We start from the raw sequence: 26,199 nt of genomic DNA, 5'->3' as shown, positions 1-26,199 counted from the left end.
GGTTTGTCGAGCACCGCCCGGCGGCAACTTATCTGAACGGATTCTCATTGTTGAAAATCCATTCATATTTGATTACTGTAGCCCCGGTACGGGGTCCCGCCAACCGGGAGATTTGTCTCGCGCGACATTGCTTGGTTTCTTGACCGCACCAGGGTTCACCGAAGCGACACGGCGAGCCGCTAGATGAAGGGGTCTCCATGTGGCCGTCTACGGGGATGTGACAACGATTTCCGAGCCGGCCGCAGTGGCCAGGGAGCGAGATTTGCGGACCCGCATCCAAGTCGGTGCGGCGTGGTGCGGTGTGCTGTTCATCGTCGCATTCTTCACTGGCTGGGGTCTGGTGGCGGGTTTCATTCCCGTCCCAACGCCGATCAAACCACGCGACGACGTCGTCGCCTATTTCCAGGACAATCAATACCGCATCATCACGGGGTGCATCATCACGATGGGCGGCGTGATGTTCCTGGCTCCGTTCACTGCCGTGCTGGTTTCGCAGATGCGCCGCATCGAGGGGTCGTCGCGGATCCTGTCGAACACCCAACTGTTCGGCGGTGCGGTCACGGCCGCGGTCGCGACGGTGTCGTGCCTGATCTTTTTGGTGGCCGCCTTCCGTCCGCAGCGGGATCCTGAGGTGACGTTGATGCTCAGCGATTTCGGATTCACGTCGTTCATCGGACCGTTTGCCCCGGGCTTCGCGCAATGCCTGGTGATGGCGCTGGCGATCTTTTCCGATCGCCACGCCACACCGGTGTACCCACGATGGGTCGGCTACGCCAACCTGTGGTGCGCGGTGCTGTTCCTGCCCGGCCCGGTGTTGTTTTACTTCTTGAGTGGCCCCTTCGCATGGAACGGGGTCGCCGCGTTCTGGATACCCGCCAACGCATTCGGCGCCTGGTTCTTCATCATGGTCTACGCGACGATCAAGGCAGTTCGGACAGAACGCCAAACGCAACGCGATCGCTACAGCGGTGAAGCCACCGAGGGGCACACGCAAACCTATCTGGACTACGTCTGATGTCCGGGTCGGTCCTTGAGGTTGACGCGAAGATCGCCGCCACCCGCCGCCACCTACCCGGTGAGCCGGGGATCTGGTTTGTGATCTTCGGCGATCTACTCGCGTTCGGAGCACTGTTCTTGACTTTCATGTACTACCGAGCGAAATCGCCGCACACATTCGCCGCCGGCCACCAAGCGATGAATCTCAACATCGGCGTCGTCAACACCCTTGTGCTGCTGACGGGTTCGTTGGCTGTCGTGCAAGGCGTGGGCGCCTATCGGGCCGGCGCCCGACGCGCCGCCGATCAGGCCTTGACCGCGGCGATCGTCTGCGGTGCAACGTTCTTGTTACTCAAGTCTTTCGAATACGGTCAGAAAGTCTCGCAGTCGCTGTTGCCCAACAGCAGCGAGTTCTTCACGCTCTACTACACCTTCACCGGTGTCCACTTCGCTCATGTGGTGTTCGGCGTCGCAATACTCGTGTACATGCGTCGCATTGCGCGACGCCCGGAACCAGACTTCCGCGATCGCGAGATCATCGAAAGTGGTGGTATTTTCTGGCATCTCGTCGATCTACTGTGGATGGCCTTCTTCGCCCTTTTCTACCTGGTCCACTCATGATCAATCATGTTCCACGCCGTGCCCTGCTGCTGTGGGTCCTCATGGTGGTATTCACCTGTCTGACATGGTCGATCGGCGGGGGCCACTTGCTCACGCCCACCACGATCACCGCCACTGTCCTGGCGATTGCATTTGTCAAGATGCGCTTCATCGGTTTGGATTTCATGGAACTGCGCACGGCGCCCTTACCGTTGGCGGGGTGCTACGACCTGTATCTGGTCACGGTCTACATAGCGCTGATGGGTATGTACGTCGCTCTATGAGGTGTGGGCCGGGCTTGCGGCGGAGTTGGCACGAGCCCGAGACGACCGTTCGGGGTCACCGATCTCGGTGGTGATCACCGCACTCGGCCCGGTTGGCGCCGTTCGGCAGACGGCTCCGCGTAACCTCTCACTTCAGCCGTTACGGAACGGGGCTGTCTTCGTACGGTGCATCGCCGAATGTCGGCCAGGAGTTCGCGGGCGGAGGTGTCCTGGTGAGCGCAAGACCTTACCGTGCTCGTGGAGTCAACGCGGGTCTTAGTGCCGATGACATCGTTGACACCGCATTGGAATTCATCGACGACGAGTCTTTCCAGACCTTGACCATGCGCAAGCTCGCGAAAAGATTACGCGTGAGTCCGATGGCGATCTACCGGCATGTCGCCGATAAACAAGAACTCCTGAGCCTGGTCGCTGACCGATACTTCGAGGAATTGGCAACCCCCGAACAGGCCCCAGAGTCCCCGCGCTACGTCGAGGAATGGTTCGTTGCCTTGCACCGCTTGATGATCAAACGTCCGGTATTGGCTCACGTGATGGCCGCGCAGCCCCTTGGCGGTGCAGTCGCTTGGCGAAAGGCCGACAGCGTGATCGGCACACTCGTCGCATGCGGCACCTCCCCGAATGAAGCCGGTGAACTCATCACCGCTCTGCTGACGTTCACGATTGGGTTCACTCTGGTCGGCTTGGCGCGCGACGAGGAACGGTCGGCGACGAACGATGTCATCTCCCGTGCGCAGGGAGAATTTCCCCACTTAGCCGGCGGGTTGAAGTACTACTACAACTGGCTCGGGGAACCGGCATTCGCGCGTGGCATCAGCTCCCTTATCGAAGCTCGCATCGGGCGCTCGACCGGGTGAAAACTCCTTGCAACCCCTGCGTATACAAGTACACTTGCTGCTGTGGAAACTAGTTGGTCTCCCGATCCTGACGAGGAGCTGTTGCATCAGCCTTGGGGTGATGCGTCGTTGCCCTGGAAGGACACCTGGTATTTCTCGTTGGTCGATGCCGATGCGCAGGTGCATCTCGCCATGCACATGACGGTCACCGCCGGACAAGAGTCGGACACGCGCGTCGCGGTTGGCATGCGCGACCTCGCGGGCGAGTCGGTAGCAGTGTGTACCGAACCGGGCCGCACCGATAGTCGATCGATCGGCAACTCGCTGGCGTCGATCGAGATCGTGAATTTGTCGTGGGACTGTAACCACCAGTTGCGGTGGACCGCGAACACCGCATCGTTCGAATTTGACGTCACGGTGCGCGGGGTGCACTTCGCCCCCTTCTTCGACACGATGTTTCCTGGCGTCAATCCGAGTGGGGTCCAAGGCCATTCCTACAGCCACACCGAGCAGGTCATCACCGGGACCGGTGTCGTCAAGCGTCAACACGGCGCAGAACAATGTATCTCCGCGATAGGTTGGCGCGACCGCGGCTGGGGACGTCGCGTGAACGAATTGTCCTTCGGAACAGGCTATGACCTCATTGCGGGCATCCTGCCCGACGGCAGCGCTTTCGCCTTATCGGCGATGCGCAATGTCGAGCATTCTGCCGACGCCCCTTTGCCCATCTACGGATTTCTCACGGATGCAGAGGGTGCCGTGCCCGCCGTTGGCGGCATCTACTTCAAGGACAGCATGTCCTACCCGGCACGCCTCGGGCTCGAATTCGCGGACGGACGCCGCGTATACGCCGAACAAATCGCCCATCTTTCGACGCTGTCAGTGCCATTTCATGACGCGGAGCCAGAGCGGTTTGGGATTGCGGTCAACGCCAGGGACTACTACGCCACGATGGCAGATCCGCAAGGGCGTACCTTCGCGGTGTTCTCGAATGAAGGGCACGCGATGCGCTCCGATGTCACCGCCACGGGGCGGTTCTTTCATACCGCGGTGCAAGCGCAGGGCCGGTGAACACGGGCTCTGCGCTCGACGACGTCCTGGACGAGCACCCGCGACGAGCAGTCACCTGGACCACCGTCAACGCGAGCGAGGCGGCCTTTCCCGACGTGCCGACGCCGCTGTCATGGTCGTGGTCATGGTGGCCCACCGAGTCCGGCATCAGAGGGTGCTTCGCAGGCACTGGCGCGTTCCCCCGTGCGTTCTCGGTTCCACCCACCGACCTCGCCGATCGGCTCCTGACCATCCACCGGGGTCACGTCGCCATCAATCTCGATCTGTTTCGCGAGCTCGCCGACCGCTTGCCGGGTGGCTCCGGTGATGACATCGAGCGATCGTTCTTCGGGTCGGTGCGAGCCGGTGTGACAGCAACCAACCGCAGATCTCGCTATCCAGTCGTTGCCCTGAAGTTGCCCCCTTTCGCCCTTCGTTCCCGTCACGCCCTGCGCGAGTTCGAGAGACCCACCGATGAGTGGTGGCGCCGGTCGGTTGCCCGACCCCAACCCGATCTTCCCGCGGCACAGGCGCTGCTCCGCGAGGCGCAGAGGCGCTATGCCCAGATCGCCGTCCCGCACGTGGCAGTCGGGCTGGTCTCCCAGGCGCTCTACGACCGTGTCCGTGCGATCAGTGCCGCCGTAGGCCTGGAAGAACACATCGGCCTGCTCGTGCCCGGAGGTCAGGCCGAGGCACGCTGGCTTGCCGAACTCTGGGACGTCGCAGACTCGGGGCGACCACTCGCCCAATTCCTCGACCGCCATGGCTACCACGGACCCCTCGAGGGCGAGTTGTCGTCGCCTACCTGGCGCATCGACTCGAGCCCCCTCGAACGCCTACTCGCCATCTACTCCAGGGGGCCTGAGCGCGAGCCACCGGACGCCCTGGCTGCGCGTCGCGGAATCGCAATGCATTGCGCCGAAAGGGAACTCCTATCCGCACTGCCGATTTGGCAACGACTGCCCGTCAGGTTGCTGTTGACCACGGCACGTTCCTACATGCCCCTTCGCGAGTCCGGACGAGCGACGTTTCTTCGCGCATACGATGTTGCCCGACATGCGGCCACCGCCGCGGGCCAACACCTGGCGCGCAGCGGCCAGCTGGAATGCGAGCACGATGTTTTCTACCTGACATTCGACGAGCTGACTGCCCCCGTCTTGCGACCAGATACGCGTGAGGTCACGCGGTTCCGCCACGCACGGCGCCAGCACTATCGCAACTTGGTGTTACCAAACCTCTGGACGGGTACCCCGGCAGCCCAACAGCGCACCGAAGCGCCCGCCGACGGCGCTCCGATCAGCGGGCAGGGCGTGAGCGCAGGGATCTGCGAGGGCAGGGTTCGCGTGGTCCTAGATCCCGCAGAAGTCGACGATCTCGATGAAGGTGACGTATTGGTCTGCCGGGCAACGGATCCGAGCTGGGCCGCGCTGTTCTACCTGGTGGGCGCCGTCGTCATCGATATCGGCGGAGAGATGAGCCACGGGGCGATCGTCGCCCGCGAGCTGGGTCTGCCGGCGGTAGTGAACACCCACGACGGGACGCGGCGACTACGGTCGGGGGAACGCGTTCGCGTTGACGGATCGGCCGGCACGGTCATCAGAATTCCGTGAGCACCGCATGGATCGTCGTCATCGCGTGGTAGATCGCCTTCGGCGGCCCGGCCCCTATGGGCCATCGTCACGCCATTCCAGCCCACTGACCGCGGCCAGTTGCCTGCGGAGATCGCCGGCCGGCGCGCCGGGGTGCAGCACTCCGCGCAGGGTGGTGCCCAGCATGAAGGCGAGCAGTGCCTCCGATCGGGACTGCCAGTCCGGCACGCCACAATCGCGCAGCAGCCCAACGAATATCTCCTGCAGCCGGGATTCGATCTCGATGGCGGGGTGTGGCCGGCCGGCTTGAACCGCCGCGATCGAATAGTCGAACCACAGCAGCGTCAGGGCTGGCTGACTGGAGAAGTGGGCGAGATAGCGTTGCGTCACTGCCCAGAAGCGATCAAGCGGCGCCGTATGTTCGGCCGCAACGGCGTTGAGCATCTCGAGGAAGGCTTCGAGCTCGCTTGTCATCGCGGCGTCGACGATCTCTTCGACGGAATCGAAATAGTAGTGAATGGCGCTGCGGCTGAACGACCCGCTTTCGGTGAGCGCCCGCGCGGTGAAGCGATCCAGTCCATGGGCGAGCAGCGCCGACTTGGCGACCTCGATGATCTCTCGCCTCTTCTCCCGCCGGTTGGGCGAGATCTTGGGTACTGCCATAGGCCGCAGCATATCCAGCGATACCTACGCCCGACGGCAGTTGTTTCGCGGTCGCCGCAATTTTTAGGCCAGCTGGCCCATAATTTGGGCCACTTGGCCTAACATCAATGCCGAAGCCCTGGCGGCAGTCAACGAAAGGAACCGCGATGCGACGCGTCAAGTACGGGCCTTGCGGCCACATGTTCGACCCCGACCTGAACCGTGCCATCGGACAGATGTATGAGCAGCAGGGCTACGACTTCATGATCTGGTCGGACCAGATGATGCTGACCATCCCGCGGTCGCTGTGGACACCCGACCTCGCTCCGGCCTCCGAGTTCTGGGACATCGACACGTTCATGGACACCTGGCCGTTGATGACCGATGTCGCGATCCACACCGACAAGATTCAGATCGGAACGACGGTTTTCGATGCGATTCGCCGGCCGCCGGCCAACATGGCGCAGCTGACGGCCACGCTCGACCACTATTCCAAGGGGCGCTTCTTCCTGGGCATGGGTGCGGGTGAGATCAAGCAGTTCGCGCCGTACGGCATCGAGCGCGCCAAACCCTTCGGGCACCTCGAAGAGTCCGTCAAGATCATCAAGCTGTTGCTCGATGCCCCTGACGTAGTGAATTACGAAGGGCCGCATTGGAATCTGCGCAATGCGGTTCTTCCGTTGATGCCCTACGGCGAGAAGCGGCCGCCCATCCTGATCGCCGGCGGGCCGGGTCGCGCCGTCGACATCGCCGCTAAGTATGCCGACGGCTGGATCACCTACGTCCCCACGTGTGGATCACCGGAGTGGTATGCCGCCGAGGTGGCCACAGCGCGCCGCAAAGCCGAGGAAGCCGGCCGCGACCCGGACGCGATGATCTTCTACCTGTTGACGATGAACATCATCGACGAAACCGACGACCAGGTCGAGCATCACACCCACGATCCGATAGCGCGTTGGGACGCCGCTGCCGTGATCCCCGGGCCTAACGTCTACCAGGACTGGGGCCTGGGAGAGCACCCGATCCGACCCGATTATTCCTATCCGACCCACCTGCTACCGACCGAATGGTCGCGTGAAGACGCGCTGAAGATCATCGACAAGACACCACCGGAAGTCGTCCGGCGCGCGCGTGCCTGCGGCACTCCCAGATCGGTCGCCGATCAATTGCAGGCTTACATCGCCGCCGTGCCCGAGAGCAACGAGGTGTGGGTCAACGTCATCAACTACACCAGCTTCCTCGGTAGCGGTAACTTCGGCGATCCCGCGGACCAGGTCGACCTTGTGCTGGAGACCTGCAACCACCTGCGTGCGATGAACGGACAGCCGATACCAACCAACGAACCCTCGTAGCCGCGCCGTCACGGCCCGTTCAACGAACGGTGTGGCACTCGTGATCTGACGCTATCGCGGCCACCTTTCGAACTTCAACAAATGCCCGGTCGCCGCCTCCGCATCCACGACGAACGCTGAACATCAGACCGACCCTGCACCCCGGCCACCACCAAGGAAATCGCCACGCGGCGCGAAACGACCTAGTCGCGATCGTCGGCTGCAGGCAATGAGCGACCTGATCACCACCGGGTTCCACGACCATTCGGGCACTGAACGTCGCCGTTCACAAGCCGCACACCACCGCACTCTTCGGTCATCTCACGCGCTCAGCCCCACCGAAGGCGTCTTGTTGACACGCCCTTCGCCGCACCTTAGGGTTTTGAGCCGAGTGGGATCAAAAATGCGGTGACCACGCCCCTTGGATGGCGCGGACCGCCCGCACCGGAGTGAACGGCCGTGGCTGAACCACGATGGGGGAGCTTGTGGAGCCGGTCGTTCAGCGCCAGCCGATGGAGTGATGAGATGACGGTGCCTTACGATCCGGTTCGCGGCACCAGCGAGCCCAACCGCTGCTGGACCTTTACCAACATCTCCGAGGCCACGCCCGACATCCTCTCGCCGCTGTGCTGGAGCGTGTGGGGCCATGTCGCTCAGGAAACCCTGCTCGCCAGCCTGGCCGCCCTCGGCGTACTCGGCAGCCGCGACGTCCAGGTGTGGGAAGACCAGAATCGCAACGGCACCGGGGTGATCTACGGACGCCAGGCGTTCAACGTCGATGTGATGCGCGAGCTGATGTCGCGGATACCCGGGATGGACCCCGACGACTTCGAGCGGGATCTGCTGGGCACCGTCCGGGCGAACGCTCCGACCTACCCCGGGGCATCACCGCTGCGAATCCCCATCGTCGCCGCCAAGGCGCCCTACACGCTGTTCCACTCTCCCGGGCAGATCGCAGCCAACTACACGGATACCAAGTCGTGGTGGCGGGCCGAGGTACTCGAGGTGTTCCGCGGTGCAGCACCGAAGCGGTCACCGATCGACGACCTCGTGTATGCGCGCGACCGATTCGCCCGATCCTTCTACCTACACTCCTTCACCCGTTTCGTGTTGACAGCAATTCAAGGTGCGGTGACGGAGGCGGCTGACAAGGCCGGGGAACCAATGCTTGGCACGGCCGCACTATCCGGGCAGGGCGGCGTCACCGAGACCGAATTGGCCGACGACACTTGGCGGTTGGCCCGAGAACAGCTCGATGTCGATACCTTCGTCACACAATACGGCTACCGGGGCCCCAACGAGGGGAACGTCTACACCCGGTCGTGGCGAGAGCAGCCCGACCGGGTGCGCGCCATGGCCAAGGCACAGGCCGGCCGGCCCGACTTGGTGCGTCCGACCATCCGATCACAGCGGGCGATAGCCGCTTCGCACGAGGCCGCCGCTCGACTGCTGCGCTTGACGCGGCCCAAGGACCGCATCGCGCTGAAATTTCTACTCGCGCGTGCGCGTAACGTCGTCCCGCGACTCGAGATCGGAAAGGCCGCCTATGTCATGCCGCTCGACGGCGTGCGGGCAGCGGCACGCAGGCTCGGTGTCGAGCTGGTCGCGGCGGGCCGGATAGACGACGTCGACGACACATTCTTCTTGACTATTCCAGAACTGCGGCAAGCTGTTTCGGGAAACTTGCAGCAGGCTCGCGAGGTCGTTGAATTCCGGCGCAATGCGCGCGCGGAGTATCGCACGATGCAGCTGCCAGTCCATTTCACAGGCATGCCTGCGACGACAACATCCGATGACACGGTGCAGCCGACCGGTGGGCCGATCGAGCTCACGGGTGTCGCCTCGGGCGGTGGCAGCATAGAAGGGCGCGCGCGGGTGGTTCTCGATCCCAACGAGGACGTCGAGCTAGCGGAGGGCGACATCCTGGTTTGCAAATTCACCGACCCCAGCTGGGCGCCGTTGTTCACCCTCGCCGAGGCGTTGGTGATCGACCTTGGCGGAGCGGCCAGCCACGGTGCCGTCGTCGCGCGCGAAATGGGGATCCCTTACGTCATCGGGACCCAGGTAGGTACAGCCACCATCCGCGACGGGGACCGCCTCCAGGTGGACGGCACCACAAACACCGTGCGCATTCTGCGCTGAGCCGGACCGATAAACAGCGATCATTCGGAGAAGAGTCATGACTTTCCCTACCCACCCCGGCAGCACGGACCTGCTGATCCCCACCCCCGCCAGGGACGAACACTGGGACGCTCACCGGATTCACACCCACTACTTCGGATTCTCGGTGCCAGACGCCCAAATCGGCGCGTTTCTGTATATCCGGTACCAGCCCGAATTCCGGCAGACGCACGGCGGTGTTTGCATCTTCCAGGGGCTCGATAACGTCTCGCTGACCGATATCGAATACCTGGACTATCAGATCGCCATGCCCTGGCCCGAGGTGGTCGGCACCACCATTACTACCGCGAACGGGCTGGACATCGAGTTCCTCGAGCCCGGCAAGATCGCGCGGCTCACCTACAGCAATGCCGCCGAGGGCGTGTCGCTGGACGTGTTGCAAACGGCGGTCACCCCGCTGGTGGCCCGCGGCCATATCATGCCCGGCGAGGAGGACCATCACGACCGGATCGCCCACAGTGCTGGTGGTAGTGAGCAATTCATGCATGCGGTCGGTGAACTGACGGTGCGCGGTACTACCTACCCGGTTGACTGCTTCGCCCCGCGGGACCGCTCGTGGAACCAGGTGCGGACCGAGACCTACGTGCCGTCACCGCCGCTGGGCTGGACCCCGATGTACTTCGGAGAAGACCTGGTGTTCAACCAGATCAGCTTCGAGCCACTCGACAGCGACCCCGCGTGGGCGGGCCTCTACGACGTCGGTGACCGACCTACCCACCACTTCGGCTGGATTCAGCGTGGCGAGCAGATCAGGTCTCTCAAATGGGTGCGTCGAGACGTTCTTGAGTACCACCCCCGCAACTACATCCCGCTCAGGCAGGAGATCACTGCCGAGGACGAGGTCGGCGACACCTACCGCCTGCTGGGCGAGTCGATCGCCACCGCACCGTTGCCCGCGTGGCCCAACTCGTTGTTCCACGACAGCGTGGTCCGCTGGACGGACGAAACCGGCAGGGTCACACATGCAACGTTCCAAGGTATCTGGATGGCGGACTATCAGCGTTCGATGAAAGCGCGGGCGTCCCGTGCAACGGCGGGCGGTTCGGGTGGTGACCACTACGCGTGAGTAGACCGTTCAACCCCTGCGGAATTCCGGGTCGAAGCGAGTCCGGGTGTTGCAAATAGATTCGTTGCGTGGCCGATTACCGACGCACATGGTCGCCGACCTCGACTGCATCGACGCGGTCTGAACGCCAGAGCCCAAGCGGCGGAGACACATCGGCGATCCACCTAACGCAGGACCGACATAAGGAGCGCGCATGTCCACTACCGCAAGCAAACCCGTGCAGGTGATCCAATGGGCAACCGGACGAGCCGGCGTACCCGCATTGCGCGCAATCATCGAGCGCCCCGACACCGACCTCGTCGGACTGTACGTGAGCTCCCCCGACAAAGACGGCAAGGACGCCGGGGAGCTATGCGGGCTGGCGCCCATCGGCATTGCGGCGACGCGTGACGCCCGTGCTTTGCTCGAGGGGCCCGGCGACGTTGTTTCTTACAGCGCCACCGACGTCGGTCGGCTCGACCAAGTCATCGACGACCTGTGCGCCGTCTTGGAATCAGGCAAAGACCTGGTCACCATCACCCCGACCCAGCTGTTTCACATCCCCACTGCCGACCAGGCGATCGTCGAGCGGCTGCGACAAGCCTGCGCGCGCGGGAATTCCTCCCTTCACTTCACGGGCATCTTCCCAGGCCTTCTCTGCGACTCGCTGATCTTTTCCCTGACCAATCTTTCGCACCAGATCGAGTCCGTCACGATGGCCGAGATGCTCGAAATTTCGAGCTATGACCCTGCCATGCTCAAGGCGCTGGGCTTCGGCGAACACCCCGACGCAGACGCGCAAGGGTTCTCGCCCGACTTCCTGAACTTCTATTGGGAGTCGATCCTGCACTACCTCGCCGAGGCGTTCGGTATCACTTTCGACGAAATCCGCCATTTCCGTGAGACCGCCACCACCGACAAGGCGTTCGTCACCACCAGCGGTCTGGATGTCCCTGCCGGCTCCATCGCGGCGCTGCATTGGGGCCTGGAAGGCCTGATCGACGGAAACCGCCGACTGTGTGTGGAGCATTATGAGCGGCTCGATCCCGAGATCGCCTCGCACTGGCCCCAGCCACCGCAGCGGGGTGGCTACCGGTTCACCATTGTCGGTCAGCCCAGCGTCAACGTCGACATCGCCTTCGAAGGCCAGGATCCTCTCACCGACGCAATGGTCACCACCTCCAACCGTGCGGTCAACGTGCTGGCCGCCGTGCACGCCGCCCCGGCCGGAATTATCGAGTCGTTCTCCGACCTTCCCTTCAGCCCGGGCCGGATGGCCTGAAACGGAACTCAGTGCGGAGATCGAGTCTCGTCACCGGCTTGGGGCTACACCCGTCCAGCGACCTCAGCGCGTTCCTGTTCTACGCGCCCTCGACACCGCGATGCGCGATCGCATACCGGGCTGAGGAACCTTATAGGTCAGCGTGTTCGGCGATGCGATACAGTCCAGATCGACCCAATTATGGAACTTAAGTTCCGCAGTGGGCGTGGTCCGGTGCGTCGACCTTGATCGACACGTGTGCCGACAAGCAATTTGGTGTCGCGCGGCGCTCGGCGGTGGCAGGTAACGGAGGAGACAGCGGGTGTTTCGACTGTTCAAGAAGGTCTGGATGCCGCTGCTTCTTGTGGTCGTTGTCGCGCTCGGCTCGTATGTCGTGCTTCGGATCCGCGACAGTTTCGGTGCAAACGCCAACCTGTCGATCGGCGACGCGAATGCCGACAACACCAAACCCTTCAACCCGAAGCACATCACCTACGAGGTCACGGCACCTTCGGGGGGCAACGTCAGCGTCAATTACCTGGACGAGAATGGGCAACCCCACCTCGTCGAAAATGCCCCGTTGCCGTGGTCGTACACCATCGTGACGACCCTGCCGTCGATGTCGGCCAACATCGTCGCCCAAGGTGACACCGGCGTGCGGCACATTCGATGCCGGGTCATCGTCGACGGCCAAGTCCGCGACGACCGCAGCCGGGACGAATACCAACCCTTCATCTACTGCTTGGTGAAATCCGTATGAGCAACGAAACGGCACAGCCGCCGCGCGACCGCGTCGCCCGCCTGATTCGCGTACTGGCGGTGCCGATCATCCTGTTTTGGCTCCTCCTCGCGCTCGGCACCACCCTGTTCACACCGTCGCTTGGCGAGGTGGCGGGGAAGCACTCGGTGCCCATGACGCCGATGCAGGCGCCGGCGTTCAAGGACATGATGAACATCGGCCACAAGTTCCAGGAGTTCGACACGGACTCCACGGCGATGGTCGTGCTGGAAGGTGACAACAAGCTCGGCGACAGCGCGCACGAGTTCTACAACAAGATCGTCGCGAAGCTCAAGGCCAGCAAGCACGTACAGAACGTCCAGGACTTCTGGAGTGACCCGTTGACCGCGGCCGGCTCACAAAGCCCGGACGGCAAGGCCGCCTACGTGCAGGTGTTCCTCGACGGCGCTCAAGGCACCACGCCCAGCCACAAGTCGGTCGCTGAGGTCCGCAAGATCGTCAAGAGCGTCCCGGCACCGCCGGGTGTCAAAGCCCATGTGGCCGGCAACACCGTGCTGAACACCGACACACTCATCGCCGCGCACAACAGCATGGATCTGATGACGACTGTCACGATCGGTGTCATCTTCGTGATGCTGCTCGTCATCTACCGCTCGCTGAAGAATGCGCTCCTTGCGCTGGTGCTGGTCCGCTTCGAGCTCTATGCCGCGGAAGGGGTGGTGGCCACCGCCGGCAATCTGGACATCATCGGTCTCACCCCGTACGCGGTCAGCATGGTCACCATGCTGACCATCGCCACGGGGACCGACTATTTCATTTTCCTGTTGGGCCGCTACCACGAGGCGCGGTCCCGTGGCGAAGATCGAGAACAGGCGTACTACACCGCCTACCACGGTGTGCTGCACATCATCCTGGGTTCGGGTCTCACGATTGTGGGCGCCTGCCTGTGCCTGACCGCGACCCGACTCCCGTATTTCCAGACCATGGGATTCCCCTGCGCAATCGCCTTGGTGGTCACGATGCTGGCGGGCCTGACGCTTGCGCCGGCGTTACTCGCGGTCGCGTCGAGGTTCGGTTTCTTCGATCCGACGCGCGAGGTTTCGGAGCGGGGCTGGCGCAAAATCGGCACCCTCGTGACCAGGTGGCCGAAACCGATTATCGTCGTGACTCTTTTTGTCGCCGTGATTGGTTTCATCAGCCTGATGACTTATGTCCCGAGCTACAACGACAAGAAATTCACCCCGCCGGACATCGCAGCCAACATAGCTCAAACGGCGGCCGAGCGGCATTTCTCCCCGGCGCGCATGAATCCGGAATTATTGATGGTCGACGCCGGCCATGATGTGCGCAACCCGGCGGACATGCTGATCATCGATCGGATCGCCAAGAGCGTGTTTCACGAGCGCGGTATCGGGCGGGTGCAGACGATCACCCGGCCCCTCGGGGCGCCGATCGAGCACAGTTCGCTGCCATTCGTGATCGCCATGAATAGCTCCAGCACCCTGCAGACGGCGAAATTCATGAACGACAGTATGGCGTCGATGCTCGAGCAGGCAGACGAGCTGGGCAGAACCATTTCCGTCATGGAGCACATGTACAGCGTCATGAAGGATCTCACGGCGACGACTCACAGCATGGTCGGCAGAACGCACGACCTGGTGGAAACCACCAACGAACTGCGCGACCGCATCGCAGATTTCGACGATTTCTTCAGACCCCTGCGCAGCTATTTCTATTGGGAGAAACACTGTTTCGATATCCCTATATGTTGGAGTATGCGATCCCTCTTTGACGCGATGGACGGTATCGACCAGATTTCGGAGAAATTCACTGGTCTCACAGTCGATTTCGACCAGCTGGATCGGTTGATGCCTCAACTGCTCGCCGATTTTCCGAAGACCGTCGACTCGATGAAGACGATGCGTAACTTCATGCTGTCCACCCACAGTTCCATGGCAGGAATTCAGCGCCATATGCAAGAGGGTGCCGAAGGCTCAACGATGATGGGAAATTATTTCGACGAGGCCAAGAACGACGACACCTTCTATCTGCCGCCGGAAGTCTTCCAAAACCCCGACTTCCAGCGCGGCCTGAAAATGTTCGTATCGCCTGACGGCAAAGCCGTCCGGTTCATCATCACCCACCAGGGCGACCCCGCCTCAGTGGAGGGAATCAAACATGTCCAGGGCATCAAGCAGGCGGTCGCCGACGCGATCAAGGGAACTCCGATGGAGTCCGCCAAGGTTTCGCTGGCCGGCACCGCCTCGATGTACAGCGACATGCAGGACGGGGTCATCATCGACCTGGCGATCGCCGGCATCGCCACCCTGATCTTGATCTTTTCGATCATGCTGCTGATCACCCGGAGTTTGGTGGCCGCCCTGGTGATCGTCGGTACGGTGCTGGCATCGCTGGGCACCGCATGCGGTTTGTCCGTGCTGCTCTGGCAGGACATCCTTGGGCTGGGCCTGCAATGGATCGTGCTACCGCTGACGGTCATCATCCTGCTGGCCGTGGGGTCCGACTACAACCTGCTGCTGGTCTCCCGGCTGAAGGAAGAAATCCCGGCCGGCCTCAACACCGGCATTATCCGGGGCATGGGCGCCTCGGGCCGGGTGGTCACCGCGGCCGGCCTGATATTCGCTGCGACCATGGCGTCGATGATCGTCAGCGACCTGCGCGTGATCGGGCAGTTCGGTACCGCGATCGGGATGGGCCTGCTCGTCGACACGTTTATCGTGCGAGCACTCATGACGCCGGCGATCGCCGCCGTACTGGGTCGCTGGTTCTGGTGGCCGTTGAACACCTTCAAGATGAAGAAGGATGCCGCAGAGCCAGAGAGCGACACCGCGCCCCTCCCACAGTTGACTACGGTGTAACGCTCACTCCTCGCGTCGGCATCTGGCACGCTCTCGGCTAGAAGGCGCTGACATCGGATCCGAGTTCAGGGCAGGTATAGGCATATGAGAGAAACGGAATCGAAGCTTCGCCAACGCACGGTTGGGCGGCTGGACCGATCCCGCGATCCCGCGATCCTCAACGCCGCTCTTGCCGCACTGACCGAGAACGGGTACGACGCCACGAACATGGACGACATCGCCGCGCGCGCCGGTGTCGGCAAGGCCGCAATCTACCGGCGGTGGTCATCGAAAGCAGCGTTGATCACCGACGTCCTCGTCTACTGGCGGCCCGATCTGCGCACCGATGAGGTCGCCGACACCGGCAGCTTGGCCGGCGACATCGAAGCCCTCATCGAACGCGCGGCACGCAACGACAACGAGTTGATCACCAACGACCTGGTGCTCCGCGTGGCCCTGGAAGCCACCCACGATCCCCAGCTCGCCGCGGCTCTCGGTGATCTGATGCTGCTCAAGGGCACACACGTCATCTCGACTATTCTGGCCCGCGCCGCAGCGCGCGGTGAGATCGCCGCTGACCGGGACTGGTCCTTGGTCGCCGACGTACTCACCGCCATGGGCCTGCTACGCGTACTCGGCGGACAAACCGTTGACGCAGATTTCATACGACAAGTCATCGAGACACTCGTTCTCCCCGCGGTGTCCACCCCCAGCTGTTTGACCCCACGCTCGAACAGCGACGCGCCACGCCGTAGCGGCGGTGAAGCTTGAGGTTCATGCCGACCCGGAGCTCGCGGGCGGAGCTGTTCGTGTGGGCACAAGGCCCTATCGCACCTCGCGAAGCCAACGCAGGCCTCAGTGCCGATGGGATCGCTGACGCCGCACTCGGTCGCCGCTCAGTTGGAGCGCCACCTCGACGTCCAGGACGAGGTCGACCCGGCCCGCGGCGCCAAGTGACCGCAGGTTGAACGATCGTAAACCCAGCGCCCGACCGCAATTTATGCATCGTAATACGGCATTATATCGCCAACACGTTACCGATCGTTATCATTATTTGTTAGGGTGAGCACGTGAACGGTCTGGTCAGCAGCTTGGGCGTGAATCCGTCCAGCAACCTCAGCGTTTTTGTATTTTGTGTCGTCTTCACGTTCTCGGTGGTGACGATCCTGTGGCTGGTGGGCCTGCTGCAGGGCAACCATTCGATGATGGACGGCTGGTACGGCTTCGCTTTCGCGGCACCGGCGTTGCTCGCGTACCTGATCGTTGGCGCCCAATCGGTTACCGCGGCGCTGCTGCTGTTCATGGTGATGCTGCATGGCGGCCGGCTGGGCTGGTATCTGGCCGCGCGCTGGCGCCGATACGTACCCGTCCACGGCGGGGACCCCCGCTATCTGAACTTCGTCAAGGAGATGTCACCCGGCTACTGGTGGAAGAGCTTCTTCCGGGTGATGGAACCCCAGGCCGTGGTCATCGTGGTGATCGGAATGCCTGCCGTAGTCGGCATTCTGGCGAACCGGACGCCCAACGGCGGCATCGGCCCCGTGGCATTCGTCGGCCTGCTGGTGTTCATGGTGGGCCTGTACTTCGAGACGGTCGCGGACGCACAGCTGCAGTCTTTCCTAGCGCTGGAGCAGCGCCCGCGGTACCTCAACACCGGGGTGTGGAAGCACAGCCGCCACCCGAACTATTTCGGGACCACCACGGTGTGGTGGGGCATGTGGCTGGTGGCCGTCGCCGGCAACCCGGACTGCTGGTGGACGGTCGCCGGCCCGATCATCAACACGATCATGCTGACGTCGGTGCTGGGCTCGGCGTTCCAGGACAACTACATGGGCGTGCGGCCGGAGTACCAAGAGCTGATGGCCCGCACCCGCCGATTCCTGCCACTACCATTGTCGGCCGACGCCATCGCGCGCAATCAGGCCCAGCTGGCCGAGCAGCGCGCCAAGGCGAACGCTCGTTGACCATGTATGACGCCATCATCGTCGGAGGCGGTCATCACGGCCTGACCTGCGCCACGTATCTCGCTCGGGCCGGCAAACGCGTAGTGGTGCTGGAGCGAAAGCCGTGGTTGGGCGGGATGACATACTCGCGCGAAACCGTTGCCGAGGCACCGGGATTCGTGATGAACCCGTGCGCGGTGGATCTGCTGTTCACCAACTTAGAGCCGTCCATCGTCAGCGAGCTTCGGCTGGAGTCCTTCGGCCTGCGCCAGGCCAGCCCGGAACCATGGGGCGCCTACCTTGGTCCGGAAGGCCAGTCCATCGGGTTGTGGCGTTCGCTCGACCGCACCGTCGAAGAGATCCGGCGGTATTCGAAGCGAGACGCCTCGAAGTTCGCCCAGCTCTGCGAGATGTGGTGCGACTTCTGGTATGTGGCGGCGCCGTATCTGATGGACCATCCCACCCGTCCGCGGGCCAAGACGGTCGCGGAATTGGGGTGGCGGGCCGTGCGCAAGCGCCGCAGTCTCGCCCCCGTTGCGCGCATGCTGATGGCTTCCCCGCATGAGCTCATCGAGACCATGTTCGAGTCGGAAGAAATCAAGTCGCTGCTGGCTATCTACGCCTCGGGTTCGGAAGCGCCACTGCGGGAACCGGGATCGGGCGCGGTGCTGGGAGTGATCATGCTGCACATCGGGTGGGGCATCAAGCGCCCCATCGGGGGTATGGCCGAGTTCACCAAGGCGCTGGCGGCGTGCCTGCGCCACCACGGTGGCGAGACCCGTACCGATGCGGCCGTCGAAGAGATCCTGGTCCGGGACGGGCGGGCGGCCGGAGTTCGGCTGGCCGACGGCGAAGTGCTGCACGCCGGTCAAGTGGTCGCGGCGGTCGATCCAGTCTCGCTGATGTGCAAGCTGGTCGACTCGGCTCACGTGTCCGACACGGTGCTCGACGAGGTTCGCAACATCCGCATCAACGGCTGGGGCATCAACAACGCCAAAATCGACGTCGCACTGTCTCAGCGTCCAAAGCTGTTGTGCGACAGGCCGGAACTGTGGGGCAGCTATATGCTGATCGGCGACTCCAAGGACTATGTCGACCGCGCGCTCGACACCGCGATGCACGGCCGCATGCCGGCCGAGACGCCGATGTGGGCCTTGATGCCGTCGGCGTTCGATCGCTCGCAGGTGCCGCCGGGAAGCCCCGGAGACACCATGTACCTGTTCTGCACCGCGGTTCCGCAGAACTTCGCCGACGGCAGCGGCTGGCAGGAACACCGCGGACCGTTCGCGTCGCAGGCGATACGCAAGGTCGACGAGGCGGCGCCGGGTTTCGCCGACACTGTCATCGGCAGCTGGGTCAAGAGTCCCGACGAATTGCGGGAGATGACGCACGAGGGCAGCTACGTCGTCGCCGACATGTCGTTGAACCAGATGGGCCCCAATCGTCCGACCGCGTCGCTGGCGGGCTACCGCACACCCGTCCCGGGCCTGTGGCACACCGGTGCGGGCGCACACCCGATGGGCGGCGTGCACGGCTGGGCGGGCAGGACCACCGCGCGCACCGTCCTCAAATCGCTATAGCCAAGGCCGGGGCCGCTCGTATGCTTCGATCATGAGCGAAGCGAAGCCGAATCGTTTGCCGCCCGGGCCCCCGCTCCCCCGGTCGGTGCAGACGGCGCTGATGTTGCGCTATTGGCCCCGCTTCGTGGCGGCCTGCCGCAGTCGTTACGGCAGCGTATTCACGCTGCGAATCGCATCGATAGGAACACTGGTCTATCTCGACGATCCCGCCGACATAAAGACTGTCTTCGCCGGTGATCCGACCATTTATCATGCCGGCGAAGCGAATTCGCTGCTATCGGGGTTCGTCGGCGAAACCTCGGTGCTGGTGATCGACGAGGACCTGCACCGTGACCGGCGCCGTCTTATGATCGCGCCGTTCCAACGCGACGCGGTCGCACGCCAGGCGGCACTGATTGCCGAGATCGCTGCCGCCAACATTGCCCGCTGGCCGGTGGGCGTGGAGTTCCCGGTTGCGCCCAAGATGTCGGAGATCACCCTCGAGGTGATCTTGCGGACGGTCATCGGAGCCACCGATCCGGCCCGGCTGGCCTCGTTGCGCGAGGTCATGCCGGGGTTGCTCAACATGGGGTCATGGGCGTCGCTGTCCATCGCAAATCCCGACCTGCAGCGGCGCCGTCCCTGGCGATATGTGCGCCGCCGCATCGACGAAGCCGACCGGCTGTTGTACGCCGAGATTGCCGATCGTCGCGCCGCTCCCGATATCGCGGAGCGCACCGATGTGCTCGCGATGCTGGTGCGTGCCAGCCACGACGACGGCCGAACAATGACCGACACCGAACTACGTGATCAACTCATGACACTGCTGGCCGCCGGACACGACACGACCGCCACGGCGCTGTCGTGGGCACTGGAGCGGCTCATCAGGCATCCCGACACACTCCGCAAGGCGGTACGCGCAGCCGACGCGAGCGCGGCCGGGGATCCAGCGGGCGACGAGTACCTCGACGCAATTGCCAAGGAAACATTGCGGATCCGCCCGGTGGTCTTCGATGTCGGCCGGGTCCTGACCCAGCCGGTCGAGCTGGCGGGCTACCGCCTGCCCGTCGGCGTCATGGTCGCTCCAGGCATCGGGCTGGTACACGCGAGCCCTGCGCGGTACCCCCATCCTGAACGGTTCGACCCGGACCGGATGCTGGGCGCGACGCCCGGTCCCACCACCTGGCTGCCGTTCGGCGGCGGCAATCGCCGCTGCCTCGGTGCGATGTTCGCCATGGTCGAGATAAGGGTCGTGCTGCGCGAAATTCTCCGCCGCCTCGAGCTGAGAACCACCGCGGCTGCGGGTGAACGGCGACGGGTGAAGCATGTCATCCTCGTGCCGCACCGCGACACGAGGATGACCGTCCAATCCGTCCGGAACGCCGTGCCGGCGCCACCCGCGACTGCCGAGATGCCACGCTGCCCTATCGACACCTCTCAGGGTGCGGCTCCGCCGACGTCGGCGTCCGCCTGACGTCCCTCAGCTCGCGCGTGCACCAATCACATTGCGCGCGGCCCGATTTCCAAACTCCACTGCCGTGTTCTGACCGGCCGCCGACATGAAGTCGGCGGCGTACTGCACCGGTGACGCCGGATCGAGCCCGGCGTTGAGGCGCCCGATGTCCTGGTAGGCGCCGATGCGGGTGAACGGCAGCGCCCGCCGCCACCGCGTCACGTGCGTGAACTCGATGGTGTTGCGCAGTTCGGGAAACACGTCGAATACGGTCCTCAGAGTGTGGGCAACCAGCTGCTCGTCGGGCGCATCGATCATCCGCTGCGACGCGTCGGTCTCCCACAGACAGCTCAGCAGGCCGTGTCCGGCCGGCGCGCGGTCGGGGGCCTTGTTGTGATCGAGGAACATCAGGGCGATATCGGGGTCCTCGACCGACGGGAACATCAGCAGAAACGCTGGGCAGTCGGGTGGTCTGGTGGTGGCGACGGCGACGCTGATGCATTGGGTGTAGCCCAGGCTGTTGTCGAGCTGACCGAGGATGCCGCGGTCATCGACGCAGATGGCTGTTGCCTCGGGCAGCGGGCAGGTGACGACGCAGGCATCGTATTCCGACGTTGTACCCGAATGCCTGACACTGACCCCGTTTTCGGTGCGTCGCACCTCGAGGACCGGCGTCTGCAGGTGAACCTTGAGCCGCTCGGCCAGCGCCTCGGGGACCCGGCCCTGTCCGCCTGCGGCGGCGAGAATCTTGGCGGTGAAGATGTTGCCGATCCCGGAGAGCAGCTCCACCTTGGACACCTTGTCGGTGTCGGCGATCAGCATGGTGCGCACGATCGGCTCGCACAGGTAGCTGTCGAGTTCCGCTGAGAGCGCGCGGTGGGCGTACGCGCGCGCACTTTCGGTGTCGAGCGGTGCGGCCTTGCGCATGTCGGCGTAGTCCAGCCGGCCGCGCGCCTTGGCCATCGCCACGTCGATTGCCAATCGCGGCACTCGCAGCTTTGCGCCCAGTGACAGCAGTGGCGTCGTCAACCCCGAACGAACCATCTTGTCCATATCGAGCAGATGCGTCGCGCCGGCACGGCGGATCCCGATATACGGTGCAGTGGAGCGCATTTCGACACCGAGTTCGCGCGCCAACGCCAGGTAGCCGTGGTATGTCGAACCGAGCGCCGACGCCCCGGTGTCGATCGCGTAGCCATCGCGGCGCACCGTCTGCACCCGGCCGCCGGGCGAGTTCGTGGCCTCGAAGATGTCGACGTGCCAGCCGGCCGCCTGCAGGCGATAGCCCGCCGTCAGCCCGGCCAGGCCCGCCCCGACGATCGCGGCGCGAGCGGCGCTCACGCGGCCACCGGCACCGCGGGCTCGCCGTCGAGCCGGTGCAACGACTTGCGGATCGCGTAGTACATCACGAAGAACCAGACCCAGAACGTCGCGAACGGCAGGTAAAAGCCGAACAGCCCGTTCCAGGCGAATGGCCCGGTCTTGAACAGGAAGATGACGCTCAGCGGTATCAGGTCCAGCATGAAGAACACGTTGAACCACCCCACCCAGCGCGGAATGATCGGATCGGGGTCCTCGTCGGCCAGTGAGGCGTAAATGATGCTGATGACGACGAAGTAGAACGGCGCGATCACGCCGAGGAACTGCAGCCAGGCGATGTCGTTGAGCAGTTGCACGAGCCGTGGATCGCGGTCGGAGCGAAACGATGCGGTGAGCCACCATCCCGCGGGATACGCGGTGAGCAGCACGTTGGTACAGCCCGCGATGATCTGGCAGAAGGTCAGGATGCCCGGCTTACCCTCCACGGCCGCGATGAGCTTGGCGAGCATTGCCGTCCAGGGCACGTAGAACATCGAGCCGACGAGTACCAGCACCATCCCGATGCGGATTCCCATGACGTTGTCGTGGTAGACCCGGGTGATCTCAGCGGCGTTCCAGCTCGGCGGTTGGGAGGGAAAGAAGCCGGCGAGCGGCCAGATGCCGACCATCAGGAATGCGATGTAAACGAAGCCGCTCCACGAGGTGCGCTGCAGGAGCCTCAGATTTGCCTGTGGCGATAGCATTTCGCATCCTCCCTGGCGGCTCGCGCTCACTCGATCTGGCTCGAGGTCGTGCGTAAACGATCGTTGTCACTTCCGATGCCGTCACAGACTACCTCGCCGAGCGCGGCTTTAGCTCCGACTTCGGTGATGAGATTGGATATGCACGATTCCCGACTAGTCCGGCACCGAAATTACGTAAACGATAGTTGACACCGACTATTTATAGACCTTAGTGTCTCAAAATAACCTCCATCACGAGAGTCGCAGAAGCCACCAGGTGCCCCGACCATCATTTGTGAAATCGCGGCGAGCGGTCGTCGCCGGCGCTGGAATCGCCGGCCTCACCGCCGCATACCGTCTGCAGCAGGCGGGCTGGGAGGTAGAAGTCTTCGAAGCGGAACCCCGTGCGGGCGGGCGCGTCGAGACGATCGTGCAACGTGGCTACCGCATCGACACCGGCGCGACGGCGTTCGCCGCGCGATATCCGATCGCTACGCAGCTGGCACGAGAGCTGAGCCTGCGCATCGTTGATACGGCGCCATATCTCGGCGTGTACCGCGACGGCCGAATCCGGCTGTTACGCCTCGATCGGTTGATCCGCTCGGGGCTGAGAACCGATGTGCTGTCCTTGTTCACCAAGGTCAGGCTCGCACGGGTGGTGCTCGACGTCGCGCTGGCCAGCATGCGCGGCATGCTGTCGTACGAAGACTTGCGCGCCGCCGCACCGCTCGACACAGAGACCGCCCGCGATTACCTGACCAGGCTGGCCGGCACCGAGGCTGACGTCTACTTCGGTGAACCGATCACGCGTGCGCTGTTGCTTGCCGACTCCGACAAGGTCAGCCGCGTCGAGTTGATGTCGGGTCTGGTCAATGCGGTCGCCGGACGGCTGTCGACGCTCGCCGGTGGGCAGGGCGCGATCATCGACGCACTGCTGTCACGGCTGCGGACGGTGCACCTGCGCTCCCCCGTGCTCTCCTTGACCGAGAGCGACGACGGTGTGCGCCTCAAATACCGCGATCCCGAGGGCGAAACAAAGGCCCTCACGGCCGATGCCTGCGTCGTCGCTACCCCATTGCCGGTGGCGGCCACGATCTGCGCACCAACCAGAACATCACTCGGCCTCCTCAACGACACGCTGCGCTTCACTCAGGCGATCAACGTCGCCATCGGAACCACACGCCCTGCGAACACACCGGCATTCCTGGTGCAGCTGCCCGCCGCTGAGGACCGCGAGGTCTGCATGATCATCGTCGAGAACAACAAGGCGCCGGACCGCGCGCCGGCCGGCCACGGCCTGCTTTCGGTGTGCTGGGAGATGTCGGCGGCCGCGGCATGGATGCCGCGCACCGATGACGAACTCATCGCACGCTCATTGGAAACGGTGCTGCGACTGTTCCCGGAGCTGCGGGACACCGTCGATTTCACCTACGTGCGCCGATGGCCAATCGCGTTGCCGCAGACACGCGTTGGCGTCTATCAGCAGATCGCCGAGTTCACCTCGAACTTGGATCCCCGGTCTCGCATCCAATTCGCCGGTGACTACTTGTCTCAGACCGGCCAGAACACGGCCGTCGCCTGGGGCAACCGCGCCGCGGCGAACTTGCACACGCACCACGGTCATCGCACCCCCGCACAACACGAGGAGTTCACTCATGGCTGATGTCCAGTCGATGCTCAGCAACGTGATCGGCGCCGGCAAGGATGTCGTTCACAAGGTCGGTGCCGATGAGATTCGCCGCTTCATCGAGCACCAGCCCGACGTCGATGGCGAAGTCGATGTGGCGGTGATCGGCGACGGCGGTGAAGTCGGCGCATCAAGCGGCACAGTGCTGTTCGACGCAACCCTGAACAGCGGTCAGGGGCGCGTCGCCCGCGAACTGGTGCTACGTCATGCGCCGCTCAGCGACAAGCGCTTGTTCTTCGAATACGACATGTCGCGACAGTTCCGGGTACAGCGCGCGCTGTATGGCACCGATGTGCCGGTGCCCGAGCCGTTGTGGCTCGACCCGGATGGCCGCTTCCTCGGCGCCTCGGGCTATGTGATGTCGCGGGTGCACGGGAGGGGACAGCACCCGGCCGCCTTCATTCAGGGCCCGCTCGCCGAGGCCTCACCGGCCGATCGGGACGAGATGCTGGCCAAGGTCATGGCCGCGCTGGTCGCCATTCATAACACCGACATCAAGGCGCGGGGTCTGGAGGACTTCGTGATGAACGCGCCGGGTATCGCTCCGTTGGAGCGCTTGATCAACTGGTATTGGCAGACCTGGGATTGGGTGCACCTACCGATATTCGAGCGCTTGGTTCCGGTGCGTAGTTGGCTGCTCGACCACCTTCCCGATGGCGAGCCGGAACTGATGCACGGCGACTCGACACTGCAAAACTACTTTTTCGACGGCACACGGCTCGCGGCGGTGCTGGATTGGGAGATGTCGAGCCTTGGGCGTGCCGAGGCCGATCTCGCCCTGCAATGCGTGAGCAATCGCATCTTCGCGGCCCCGCCCGACAGTGGGCTGCTGCAACCACCGAGCGAAGACGAATGGCTGGCCATGTATTACGCCGCCGGCGGCCGTCCCTTGCACAAGTTCGACTATTTCAAGAAGTTCGCCGCGTACATGATCATCGTCGCCGTCAGCGCGCTGCAGCGGAATATGACGGAGGCCCAGCGGGAAGCCCAGGCGCCGCTGCTGCGGCCGTGTTGGGAGCTCGCGGAATCGTGAAGGGAGATCAGGGTGACCAGTGAAGCCATCGAAACCCACCAGGCAACGCACGAAAAGGCGTTCTGGGAGGAAAAGAACCTGTCGTTCAAGGCCGCGGCGCCCGAAGACGACCTACTACATCGGCAGTTCAAGGATTCGAATCGATCACCAAACCTGACCGAAACACAATTTTTCGGCTTCAGCGTCCCGGAGGAGAACATCCACGCGCTGACCTATTTGTGGCATCACCCGAACCTGGGCATCGTCAGCGGCGGGGCCTGGGTGTGGCAGGGCGTGAAACAGCACGTGCTGCAATCCGAATTGTTCAACTGGACGACCTATGCGAACGAGGACGTCCTGGTAAACGACTTGTGGGACTACGAGTTCGACAACGGCTATCACGTCCAGACGCTCGAACCTCTCAAGCGGCACCGGCTGCGCTACACCGACGAGCTGCGCGAGAACGCATTCGACATCGAGACGCAAGCCCTCATGGAACCGATGCTGCTGGAAACCGGCATGCATTTCGAGCAGGCGGTGCGTGCACGCGGCGAACTCAGACTGCGCGGCAAAACATACGCGGTGGATTGCACTCACGTTCGTGACCGGTCGTGGGGCCAGAACCGCAGCGAACAGCACGTGCCGGCGCCGCCGATCGACTGGATGACCGGTGTCTTCAACGAGGACTTCATGTTCGGTTGCACGGCATACGACCACCCAGATCTCGAACCCGATTGGAAGGGCCACCTGCAGCTTCCGGGAGGCGACCCGACCAAGGGGGGCTGGGTTCGCCGCGACGGCGAATTGATCCCCATCGTGTCGACCCGCAAGCGCGTCCACAACGATTACTCGACGTTGGCCCCGACCGCCGCCGAGGTGCTGATGACCGATGCCACCGGACGCCAGTATCAGCTCCGCGGGAAAGTTGTCGCGGCCAATCGTTTTAACGTATGGCCGAATATGGATACCTGGATATGCCTCACACGCTGGGAGTGTGAGGGCCAAGTTTGCCATGGCGACCTACAACAGGTGCAGTGGCACGACTATGTCCGACAATTCTTAGGACGGTAAGTACCGATGGTTTCTTCGCT

22 protein-coding genes are annotated in these 26,199 nt (G+C 63.4%); 19 read left to right on the top strand and 3 right to left on the bottom strand.

All coding sequences use genetic code 11. The annotated features are described in order from the left end of the window. Window positions 1-199 precede the first annotated feature (199 nt). The 6 genes from EPN51_RS18570 (at window position 200) to EPN51_RS18545 (ending at window position 5,376) form a co-directional block, all read left to right on the top strand. Window positions 200-1,015, top strand: coding sequence for a hypothetical protein (locus EPN51_RS18570; RefSeq protein ID WP_293045196.1), 816 nt, complete (start codon window positions 200-202; stop codon window positions 1,013-1,015). Further along, the gene (locus EPN51_RS18565) at window positions 1,015-1,617 is read left to right on the top strand and encodes a cytochrome c oxidase subunit 3 (protein ID WP_293045194.1); all 603 of its coding nucleotides are present in this window, start codon (window positions 1,015-1,017) and stop codon (window positions 1,615-1,617) included. The genes EPN51_RS18570 and EPN51_RS18565 overlap by 1 nt, the downstream gene beginning before the upstream one ends. After that, the gene (locus tag EPN51_RS18560) at window positions 1,614-1,880 is read left to right on the top strand and encodes a cytochrome C oxidase subunit IV family protein (protein WP_293045192.1); all 267 of its coding nucleotides are present in this window, start codon (window positions 1,614-1,616) and stop codon (window positions 1,878-1,880) included. The genes EPN51_RS18565 and EPN51_RS18560 overlap by 4 nt, the downstream gene beginning before the upstream one ends. Before the next feature lie 212 nt (window positions 1,881-2,092). Further along, window positions 2,093-2,737, top strand: coding sequence for a TetR/AcrR family transcriptional regulator (locus tag EPN51_RS18555; RefSeq protein WP_293045191.1), 645 nt, complete (start codon window positions 2,093-2,095; stop codon window positions 2,735-2,737). A 138-nt stretch (window positions 2,738-2,875) separates the two neighbouring features. Next, window positions 2,876-3,787: a hypothetical protein gene (locus EPN51_RS18550; protein ID WP_293045189.1), complete on the top strand. Its 912-nt coding sequence runs from the start codon at window positions 2,876-2,878 to the stop codon at window positions 3,785-3,787. Then, the gene (locus tag EPN51_RS18545) at window positions 3,784-5,376 is read left to right on the top strand and encodes a PEP-utilizing enzyme (protein ID WP_293045187.1); all 1,593 of its coding nucleotides are present in this window, start codon (window positions 3,784-3,786) and stop codon (window positions 5,374-5,376) included. The genes EPN51_RS18550 and EPN51_RS18545 overlap by 4 nt, the downstream gene beginning before the upstream one ends. A gap of 54 nt (window positions 5,377-5,430) precedes the next feature. Here the strand turns inward: EPN51_RS18545 and EPN51_RS18540 are convergent, their stop codons facing one another. After that, on the bottom strand, window positions 5,431-6,018 hold the full coding sequence (locus EPN51_RS18540; protein ID WP_293045185.1) for a helix-turn-helix domain-containing protein: 588 nt from the start codon (window positions 6,016-6,018) through the stop codon (window positions 5,431-5,433). A gap of 146 nt (window positions 6,019-6,164) precedes the next feature. Here EPN51_RS18540 and EPN51_RS18535 point away from each other — a divergent pair, with 146 nt between their 5' ends. The 10 genes from EPN51_RS18535 to EPN51_RS18490 all read left to right on the top strand — a co-directional run bounded on the left by EPN51_RS18535 (window position 6,165) and on the right by EPN51_RS18490 (window position 20,388). Then, window positions 6,165-7,349 carry an LLM class flavin-dependent oxidoreductase gene (locus tag EPN51_RS18535; protein WP_366509459.1) on the top strand — a complete coding sequence of 395 codons (1,185 nt, stop codon included), beginning with the start codon at window positions 6,165-6,167 and terminating at the stop codon, window positions 7,347-7,349. A 504-nt stretch (window positions 7,350-7,853) separates the two neighbouring features. After that, window positions 7,854-9,470, top strand: coding sequence for a PEP-utilizing enzyme (locus tag EPN51_RS18530; RefSeq protein ID WP_293045181.1), 1,617 nt, complete (start codon window positions 7,854-7,856; stop codon window positions 9,468-9,470). A 37-nt stretch (window positions 9,471-9,507) separates the two neighbouring features. Then, on the top strand, window positions 9,508-10,575 hold the full coding sequence (locus tag EPN51_RS18525) for a tyrosine protein kinase (RefSeq protein WP_293045179.1): 1,068 nt from the start codon (window positions 9,508-9,510) through the stop codon (window positions 10,573-10,575). A 193-nt stretch (window positions 10,576-10,768) separates the two neighbouring features. Beyond that, entirely contained in the window at window positions 10,769-11,836 is a 1,068-nt protein-coding gene (locus EPN51_RS18520) for a hypothetical protein (protein ID WP_293045177.1), read from the top strand. 301 nt (window positions 11,837-12,137) lie between these two features. Continuing rightward, entirely contained in the window at window positions 12,138-12,575 is a 438-nt protein-coding gene (locus EPN51_RS18515; RefSeq protein ID WP_293045175.1) for an MmpS family transport accessory protein, read from the top strand. Further along, a complete protein-coding gene (locus EPN51_RS18510) occupies window positions 12,572-15,433 on the top strand; it encodes an MMPL family transporter (RefSeq protein WP_293045173.1) in 2,862 nt (953 codons plus the stop codon). The genes EPN51_RS18515 and EPN51_RS18510 overlap by 4 nt, the downstream gene beginning before the upstream one ends. An 84-nt stretch (window positions 15,434-15,517) precedes the next feature. Next, window positions 15,518-16,183, top strand: a complete 666-nt coding sequence (locus EPN51_RS18505) for a TetR/AcrR family transcriptional regulator (protein ID WP_293045171.1) — start codon at window positions 15,518-15,520, stop codon at window positions 16,181-16,183. 299 nt (window positions 16,184-16,482) lie between these two features. Next, the gene (locus EPN51_RS18500) at window positions 16,483-17,376 is read left to right on the top strand and encodes a DUF1295 domain-containing protein (RefSeq protein WP_293045169.1); all 894 of its coding nucleotides are present in this window, start codon (window positions 16,483-16,485) and stop codon (window positions 17,374-17,376) included. Window positions 17,377-17,378: 2 nt separating this feature from the next. Next, the gene (locus EPN51_RS18495) at window positions 17,379-18,935 is read left to right on the top strand and encodes an NAD(P)/FAD-dependent oxidoreductase (protein WP_293045167.1); all 1,557 of its coding nucleotides are present in this window, start codon (window positions 17,379-17,381) and stop codon (window positions 18,933-18,935) included. Between the two features lie 31 nt (window positions 18,936-18,966). Beyond that, window positions 18,967-20,388 (top strand): cytochrome P450, encoded by a 1,422-nt coding sequence (locus EPN51_RS18490; protein ID WP_293045165.1) that lies wholly within the window; start codon window positions 18,967-18,969, stop codon window positions 20,386-20,388. A 6-nt stretch (window positions 20,389-20,394) separates the two neighbouring features. On the opposite strand, the gene EPN51_RS18485 is transcribed toward EPN51_RS18490, so the two are convergent. Together EPN51_RS18485 and EPN51_RS18480 are read right to left on the bottom strand one after the other, a co-directional pair. Next, window positions 20,395-21,708: an NAD(P)/FAD-dependent oxidoreductase gene (locus EPN51_RS18485; RefSeq protein WP_293045163.1), complete on the bottom strand. Its 1,314-nt coding sequence runs from the start codon at window positions 21,706-21,708 to the stop codon at window positions 20,395-20,397. Next, window positions 21,705-22,430 carry a hypothetical protein gene (locus tag EPN51_RS18480; RefSeq protein ID WP_293045162.1) on the bottom strand — a complete coding sequence of 242 codons (726 nt, stop codon included), beginning with the start codon at window positions 22,428-22,430 and terminating at the stop codon, window positions 21,705-21,707. The genes EPN51_RS18485 and EPN51_RS18480 overlap by 4 nt, the downstream gene beginning before the upstream one ends. Before the next feature lie 274 nt (window positions 22,431-22,704). Here EPN51_RS18480 and EPN51_RS18475 point away from each other — a divergent pair, with 274 nt between their 5' ends. From EPN51_RS18475 to EPN51_RS18465, 3 genes are read left to right on the top strand one after another with little or no spacing between them, the layout of a single operon-like run. After that, window positions 22,705-24,072: an NAD(P)/FAD-dependent oxidoreductase gene (locus EPN51_RS18475; RefSeq protein WP_293045160.1), complete on the top strand. Its 1,368-nt coding sequence runs from the start codon at window positions 22,705-22,707 to the stop codon at window positions 24,070-24,072. Further along, window positions 24,065-25,129: a phosphotransferase family protein gene (locus EPN51_RS18470; RefSeq protein ID WP_293045158.1), complete on the top strand. Its 1,065-nt coding sequence runs from the start codon at window positions 24,065-24,067 to the stop codon at window positions 25,127-25,129. Before EPN51_RS18475 ends, EPN51_RS18470 begins: the two co-directional genes overlap by 8 nt. A gap of 12 nt (window positions 25,130-25,141) precedes the next feature. Further along, window positions 25,142-26,179: a hypothetical protein gene (locus EPN51_RS18465; protein WP_293045156.1), complete on the top strand. Its 1,038-nt coding sequence runs from the start codon at window positions 25,142-25,144 to the stop codon at window positions 26,177-26,179. Window positions 26,180-26,199 lie beyond the last annotated feature (20 nt).

The sequence above is a fragment of the Mycobacterium sp. genome (genome assembly GCF_004298145.1).
GTDB lineage: Bacteria > Actinomycetota > Actinomycetes > Mycobacteriales > Mycobacteriaceae > Mycobacterium.
This window is presented reverse-complemented; position numbering and strand designations above follow the sequence as displayed.